Origin of the sequence: Diaphorobacter sp. LR2014-1 (genome assembly GCF_002916785.1) — a bacterium.
GTDB lineage: Bacteria > Pseudomonadota > Gammaproteobacteria > Burkholderiales > Burkholderiaceae_C > Diaphorobacter > Diaphorobacter nitroreducens.
The window spans coordinates 1-6,255 of sequence record NZ_MTBE01000071.1; the positions used below are offsets into that span (position 1 = coordinate 1).

Sequence of the window (6,255 nt, forward strand, 5' to 3'; positions counted from 1 at the left end):
GTAAGCGTCCGGCAAACCCAGGCCTACCGAGGCCGGTGATCAGGCGTCGGCGGGTTTCCAGCGGTGTGGCAGGAGCTCGACGATGCGGCTGGCCTTGTGCGTGGGCAGTCGCGTGAGCACGTCCTTGAGGTAGGCATACGGGTCGTGCCCGTTCATACGGGCCGACTGGATCAGGCTCATGACGGCGGCCGCTCGCTGGCCCGCACGCAGGCTGCCGGCAAACAGCCAGTTGTTACGACCGATGGCAATGGGCCGGATCTGGTTCTCGATCCAGTTGTTGTCGACCGGCAGTTGTCCGTCATCCACGAATCGGGTCAGCGCATCCCAGCGCCGCAGGCTGTAGTCCAGCGCCTTGGCGGTTGCTGATCCGTCGGGCACCTGGCGCCGTTGCAGCGTCATCCACTCGTTAAGAGCGTCCAGGATCGGCCGGGTCTGCTGCTGCCGAACGGCTTGCCGTTGCTCGGTGTCCAGCTCTTTGACGTCCCGCTCGATCTCATAGACCCGGGCGAACTGCTGCAGGGCGAACTCGGCGATCTGGCTCTGGTTGGCCGCGTGCAGGTCGAAGAACTTGCGCCGGGCATGGGCCAGACAGCCCACCTCGGTCACGCCGCTGGCGATCAAGGCCTTGTAGCCGCTGAAGTCGTCGCAGGTCAGGCAGCCCTTCCAGGCCTTGTCGGTGCCGTGGCCCAGGAAGCGCCGGGCGTGTTCGCCCGAGCGGGATTCGCAGAAGTCGTAGACCACAGCCTTGATGCTCTCGAAGGCCCCCGGCGCATAGGCCCAGAGGTAGGCGCGGTGCGTCTTGCCATCGCCGGGCTTGAGCATGGCCACCGGCGTCTCATCGGCGTGTAGCACCCGGTGGCTGAGGATCTCGGTCTTCAGGGCATCGACCAGCGGCTGCAGCCGCACCCCGCAGGTGCCCACCCACTGCGCCAGGGTCGAGCGAGGGATGGCCAGGCCAGCGCGGCCGAAGATCGCCTCCTGCCGGTACAGCGGCAGGTGATCGGCGTACTTGCCCACCAGCACCTGGGCCAGCAGGCCGGTGGTGGGGATACCTTTGTCGATGACGTGCGCCTCGACCGGCGCTTGTTGAATGGTCTCGCACCGGGCGCAGGCCCACTTGCCGCGGATGTGGCGCTCGACACTGAAGACGCCGGGCACATAGTCCAGCTTCTCGGCCACGTCCTCGCCCACGCGTTTCATCTGGCAGCCACACGCGCACGTGGTGGACGTGGGTTCGTGGCGGATCTCGCGGCGTGGCAGGTGCGCCGGCAAGGGCATCCGCTTGGCCTGTCTCTTCTCGGGGGTGGCCGGTGCTTGCGTCTGCGCCAGCGCGTCGATCTCGCTGGCCACGGCCGCCAGGTCCGCTTCGATCTCGTCGTCGAGCAGGCTCTTCTGCTCAGGGCTGAAGCGCTCTGATTGGGCGGCGAACTTCATGCGCTTCAAGAGCGCGTTCTCGTGCGTGAGCTTGTCGATGAGGGTCTGCTTGAAGGCAAGCTCCTGGTCCTTGGCAGCAGCGGCTTGCAGCATGGACAGCAGCGCCGAGCGCAATTGCTCGGGACTCAGACTATCCAGGGATTGCGGCTCTACGACCATGGGCATGACTGTGCCAGCGCCGGTAACGCCACGCCATTGGCACATGCACCGATTGGCAGGCCGCATGTCAGCGATCAGATTCAGAGCACGGTGATGAGGCCACCATCGCCCAGGCGCTGCCAAGGCAACCCGAGCACCAGAGCGTCGAACTGCGAGCGGCTGAGCGTGGTGGTCAACGCACCGTCACGCGGCCAGACGAACTTGCCGCTGTTCAGGCGCCGCGCCGCCAGCCACACCCCAATGCCGTCGTGCACCAACACCTTCATGCGGCTGGCTCTCCGGTTGGCAAACAGGTAGGCGTGATGCGGACGCGCAGCACCGAAGACGGCCACCACACGGGCCAGCGCGGTGTCTGTGCCGGCACGCATGTCCAGCGGCTCGGTAGCCAGCCACAGGGCGTCGATGCGGATCACTTGAGCAGGTCCCGCATCCAGGCCGCGCAGTGCTCGGCCGCGCAGACCGGCCAGGTCAGCGAGATGCTGGTAGCGCCACGGCGCAACTCGATGCGGATGTCTGGGGCCGGCGCACAGCTGGGCGCAGGCAGCGTCACCGGCACGAAGGTGGGAACTTGCATATCTGTGCTGGGGGCATGGGCCAGTCGGCGCCATTTGTGCACGACGTTGGCGTTGATGCCGTGCGAGAGCGCCACGCTGGCCACCGATGCACCGGGCTGGGCGCACTCGGCCAGGATCTGCTGCTTGAGCTCGGCGCTGTGGCGCCGACGGGTCTTGTTCTGGGCTTCGGTCATGGTGTCCACCTATCTGGTTTGGTGGACACCATCGTTGCCGCTTACGCCGCCGCCCTCAAGGGTGGGATGACCGTGCGCTTACGCTTGGCTGAACCATTCGCCGATCTGCTTTTTCGAGAACTGCGCAAGATCGAACTGGTTGATCCGTGGCGAGTGGCTGGAAATCCAGTCGGTTTGGCTGGGAGCAGCCTGCTTGCGGGGGCTATGGCGCTGCACTTCGGTGATCTGGCGTTGATTTGCTCCTCACCGCTTCGGTATGCCCACGCGGAACGGGGTACTACCATTGCAGCGTTTTGCGGCAACGGGTTGTTGTCCTTGGGCTATCGCGTCAGCGTTGTGCCTGCCGAGGATGCTGGTCTGGTGCTCCCGGTTGGATCATGCGGTCTGACGATGAGCACCAAAGACCTGCGGTTGCATGGGCTGCTGGGGCCTGAGCCACCGCTCATGCTCCTGCAACGCCTGGCCGAAGATGGGGGCGTCGGAGCGATTCAACTGCGAGTTGGTGGCGCGGGCTGGTTCCAACTGATCTATCGGCGTGATCTGGATGGTGCCATCGAGTTCTCCCCGATTGGTGACTTGCACCGCATCGAAACGGTCAACCTGACCTGCCCAACTGATGAGTTCGGCTGGCTACATCCCGCCAGTGCGTACCCCTTTGTTCTGGATGGGCGGTACTGGCGGACAGCGCATCCTCGCGATTGGCCGTGGCCTTTGGCGCGGGAGTGGCGAAGTCAACCGGCCAGCATTGAGTATCGGCGGATCATGAAGGCGGTGCTGCTGGCGCGGTTCCAGCAGCACCCAGCATTGTGTCGGAGACTGCTGGCGCTGCAATGCACAGTCTCGGTGGCCGGTGTGCCTGCTGGTTTGATCGAGGAAGTAGCTTGCTTTCTCCGTGAGGAGCGTCTGGTCGAAGACAGCTACGCCTGAATCTTACGCTCGGGCAATGCCTGCATCAGATCGGCGGGGGCAATCCCAAGGCCGTGTGCGATGCGCCATACGTTGTACAGGCTCAAGTTGCGCTCACCGCGCTCCACAGCACCCACATAGTTGGCGTGCAGATCGGCACGATCCGCCAACATTTCCAGCGTCAGTTGCTTCGCTACACGGAATTCCCGCAGCCGAGAGCCAAACGCAGCCTGCACCCGGTCGCGCTCCAGCGCGAAGCGAGCTTCGAGCGGTTGCGGCTTGTTGACGATTACCCGGGTCATGCCGGGTAGTCTTTCAGTTCACATTCTATGAATCCACAAACTATCAGTTTGGTTTGATATGCTCATGAATTAACCAAACTTATAGTGTTTTTGAGGAGGAGTCATGAGTTCAAAATTTGCCTCAGTAGCAGCCACGCTGCTGACGGTCTGCGCGGTAGTGCCTGCCCATGCTGAACTGCGCCTGTCGTGCCCTGTGCAGTGGGAGCAGTTGAACGCCCTGCGCGGAGCCGACCTCAATGGCGCGGTCATGGGCGTCAAAGTGCGCGACTGGACACCCGAGCACCTAGAACAGGTCCGGCGCAAGAGCGAGGAATGCAGCCATAGCGGTGCTGGCCCGGAATCCCTGCGCCGGGCAGAACACATGGATGGCGTCAGCCGTGTGTATCCCGCAGCCAAGCAGTTCATTGCGGAAAACGCCGACCGTGTCCAGCAGGAAAAGACCCGTGACCAGATCGGCTCGACGGTGCAGCAATCCGACCTCAAGCAGGTCGTCACCTTGGACGGCAAGGGAATGCCCAAGACGATCACCATCGTCTACGGTCCGACCGGCCGTGCCACCAAGACCTGCGACACCCTCAGCGGCGGCATCGGTTATGCCACGGCGGAAAGCTACGGCCAAGCCGTGCAGTTTGCCCGTATGTGCCAGCAGGTTGGCCTGACATCGGCGGCGACTGTCGCCATGCTGGAGCGGCAGGCCGCAGCGGTGCCGTCCTTGTACAAGGCGTTGGATGCATTTGCCGACCGGGCCAAACAGCTTGGCGCAACCAGCAACCCGGCCGAAGGCCAGCTCAAGGAACTCGAAGCGCAGCAGCAGAAACTCTCTGGACAGCTACAGGCTTTGCAGTTGCCGAACAACGATGAAGCCTTCGTAGCGGCCAGCAAGACAGTGACGGAGTTGCGCGAGAGAACGCAGATTGCAGCATGTGGGGATCAGGCCGTCAAAGCAGGCTTCCCAGTCAGTTGGAAGGCGAACTACATCGTGATGGAACTGAACTCACCCGAGCTGTTCTGCAACTTTGTCCAAGCAGCGCAGCGCAATGGGGCACAAATACGCTACCTCTCGGCGGGTCTGCTCAGCAAGGAGGGCTTTGAGGTCAAGAGCCCGAAGCGCACGGTGCAAGTCTTCACACAAGCTGACCGTATGCCGGGCGGCGATCCAAGCGTAAAAGTGATGATTCCCGTGTCGGCCAAGATTGACGGGAAGTCCATCGACGTGACGCGCAACAACCTTCGGGCTGTGGCCGCGGAATTGATCGCAGCCATGCGCAACCAATGAGAGCAAGGCTTATGTACCAATCCCTTGCTAAATCGCGGGAGTGTCAGGATTTCTGTGTGTGAGGCTGTTGAATCCGTCACTCAATCGTGAGGCGGCTTGGTGATCTTACTGGCCCGATCTGGTAAATCGGTCCTCGTAGAGGATCGCAAATTGGTTCATCGCTGATTTCCAGTGGTTGGCCGCCCGCCCCCAGTCCGCGGTGATGTTGCGCAGCGCCAGCCAGATCAGCTTGGTGGCCGCCTCGTCGCTGGGGAAGTGGCCGCGCGTTTTGATGATCTTGCGCAGCCGTGCGTTCACGCTCTCGATGGCGTTGGTGGTGTAGATCACGCGCCGCACCTCGGGCGGGAAGGCGAAGAACGGGATGACCTTGTCCCAGGCCCGGCGCCAGGCGCTGACCACGGTCGGGAACCGCTGCCCCCAGGGGCCGGCCGCAAACGCATCCAACTCGGCCTCGGCCGCCTCGGCGCTCACCGCGGTGTAGATGGGTTTGATGGCTGCGGCCAGCGCCTTGCGGTCTTTCCATGACGCAAAGTCCAGGCCACCCCGGATCAGGTGCACGATGCAGGTCTGCAGCGTCGTCGCCGGGAACACTGCGCCCAGCGCCTCTGGCATGCCCTTGAGGCCGTCGGTGACGGCAATCAGGATGTCCTGCACCCCGCGCGTCTTCAGATCGTTGAAGACCTTCATCCAGAACTTCGCCCCCTCGGTGTTCTCGATCCAGATTCCCAGGATGTCGCGCGAGCCGTCAGGCAGTACGCCCAGCGCCAGGTAGACGGCCTTGGAGCGCACCACCGCATCCTCGCGAATCTTGACCCGCAGCGCATCGAAGAACACCACCGGGTACATCGCCTCCAGCGGCCGTGTCTGCCAGGCCGTGACCTCGCCCATCACCTCATCGGTGACACGGCTGATGAGCTCGGGCGAGACGTCCACCGAGTACATCTCAGCCAGGAAACCCTGGATCTCGCGCACCGTCATGCCGCGTGCGTACATGGCGATGATCTTGTCGTCGAAACCCGTAAAGCGCCGCTCGTGCTTGCCAATGAGCTGCGGCTCGAAGCTGCCTTCGCGATCGCGTGGGACATCGATGCGCAGCGCCCCCACATCGGTCAGTACGGTCTTGGTGCTCTTGCCGTTGCGGTGGTTGGCTGATCCGCCTGTGGGCTTGGCTTGGCCGGGCGCATAGCCTAGGTGATGACTCATCTCGGCGCCCAGCGCCCGCTCAAGAATTGACTTCTTGAACTGATCGAACAGCCCTTGGACTTGGCCCGGCGTCATGGGCCCGGTCACCAACTGGTCAAGCAGCTCGGCCGGGATGTGAAATTGCGGCTGTGCCGCCTGGTCCGCCAAAGCGGTGGGTTTGGTCTTGCGTGGCATTCATGCTCCTTGTCGACATGCTATGCCTCACACACAAAATTTCTGACAAGCTC

The 6,255-nt window shown here is 63.1% G+C and carries 7 protein-coding genes; 2 read left to right on the forward strand and 5 right to left on the reverse strand.

The features are described 5' to 3' along the window. Nucleotides 1-39: 39 nt before the first annotated feature. From BV908_RS21570 to BV908_RS21580, 3 genes are all read right to left on the reverse strand, one after another. Nucleotides 40-1,593, reverse strand: a complete 1,554-nt coding sequence (locus BV908_RS21570) for an IS66 family transposase (protein WP_015913892.1) — start codon at nucleotides 1,591-1,593, stop codon at nucleotides 40-42. Between the two features lie 80 nt (nucleotides 1,594-1,673). Beyond that, nucleotides 1,674-2,006, reverse strand: coding sequence for an IS66 family insertion sequence element accessory protein TnpB (gene tnpB, locus BV908_RS21575; protein WP_015912732.1), 333 nt, complete (start codon nucleotides 2,004-2,006; stop codon nucleotides 1,674-1,676). Next, a complete protein-coding gene (locus tag BV908_RS21580; protein ID WP_015912731.1) occupies nucleotides 2,003-2,341 on the reverse strand; it encodes a transposase in 339 nt (112 codons plus the stop codon). The genes tnpB and BV908_RS21580 overlap by 4 nt, the downstream gene beginning before the upstream one ends. A gap of 21 nt (nucleotides 2,342-2,362) precedes the next feature. Between BV908_RS21580 and BV908_RS21585 the strand changes: the two genes are divergently transcribed. Then, nucleotides 2,363-3,268, forward strand: coding sequence for a hypothetical protein (locus BV908_RS21585; RefSeq protein WP_146052316.1), 906 nt, complete (start codon nucleotides 2,363-2,365; stop codon nucleotides 3,266-3,268). Here BV908_RS21585 and BV908_RS21590 read toward each other — a convergent pair. Continuing rightward, nucleotides 3,259-3,549, reverse strand: coding sequence for a helix-turn-helix transcriptional regulator (locus BV908_RS21590; protein WP_103739177.1), 291 nt, complete (start codon nucleotides 3,547-3,549; stop codon nucleotides 3,259-3,261). The genes BV908_RS21585 and BV908_RS21590 overlap by 10 nt on opposite strands. A gap of 103 nt (nucleotides 3,550-3,652) precedes the next feature. Here BV908_RS21590 and BV908_RS21595 point away from each other — a divergent pair, with 103 nt between their 5' ends. Further along, the gene (locus tag BV908_RS21595) at nucleotides 3,653-4,825 is read left to right on the forward strand and encodes a hypothetical protein (RefSeq protein WP_103739178.1); all 1,173 of its coding nucleotides are present in this window, start codon (nucleotides 3,653-3,655) and stop codon (nucleotides 4,823-4,825) included. Nucleotides 4,826-4,930: 105 nt separating this feature from the next. On the opposite strand, the gene BV908_RS21600 is transcribed toward BV908_RS21595, so the two are convergent. Next, nucleotides 4,931-6,202 (reverse strand): IS256 family transposase, encoded by a 1,272-nt coding sequence (locus BV908_RS21600; RefSeq protein ID WP_047350851.1) that lies wholly within the window; start codon nucleotides 6,200-6,202, stop codon nucleotides 4,931-4,933. Between the last annotated feature and the right edge of the window lie 53 nt (nucleotides 6,203-6,255).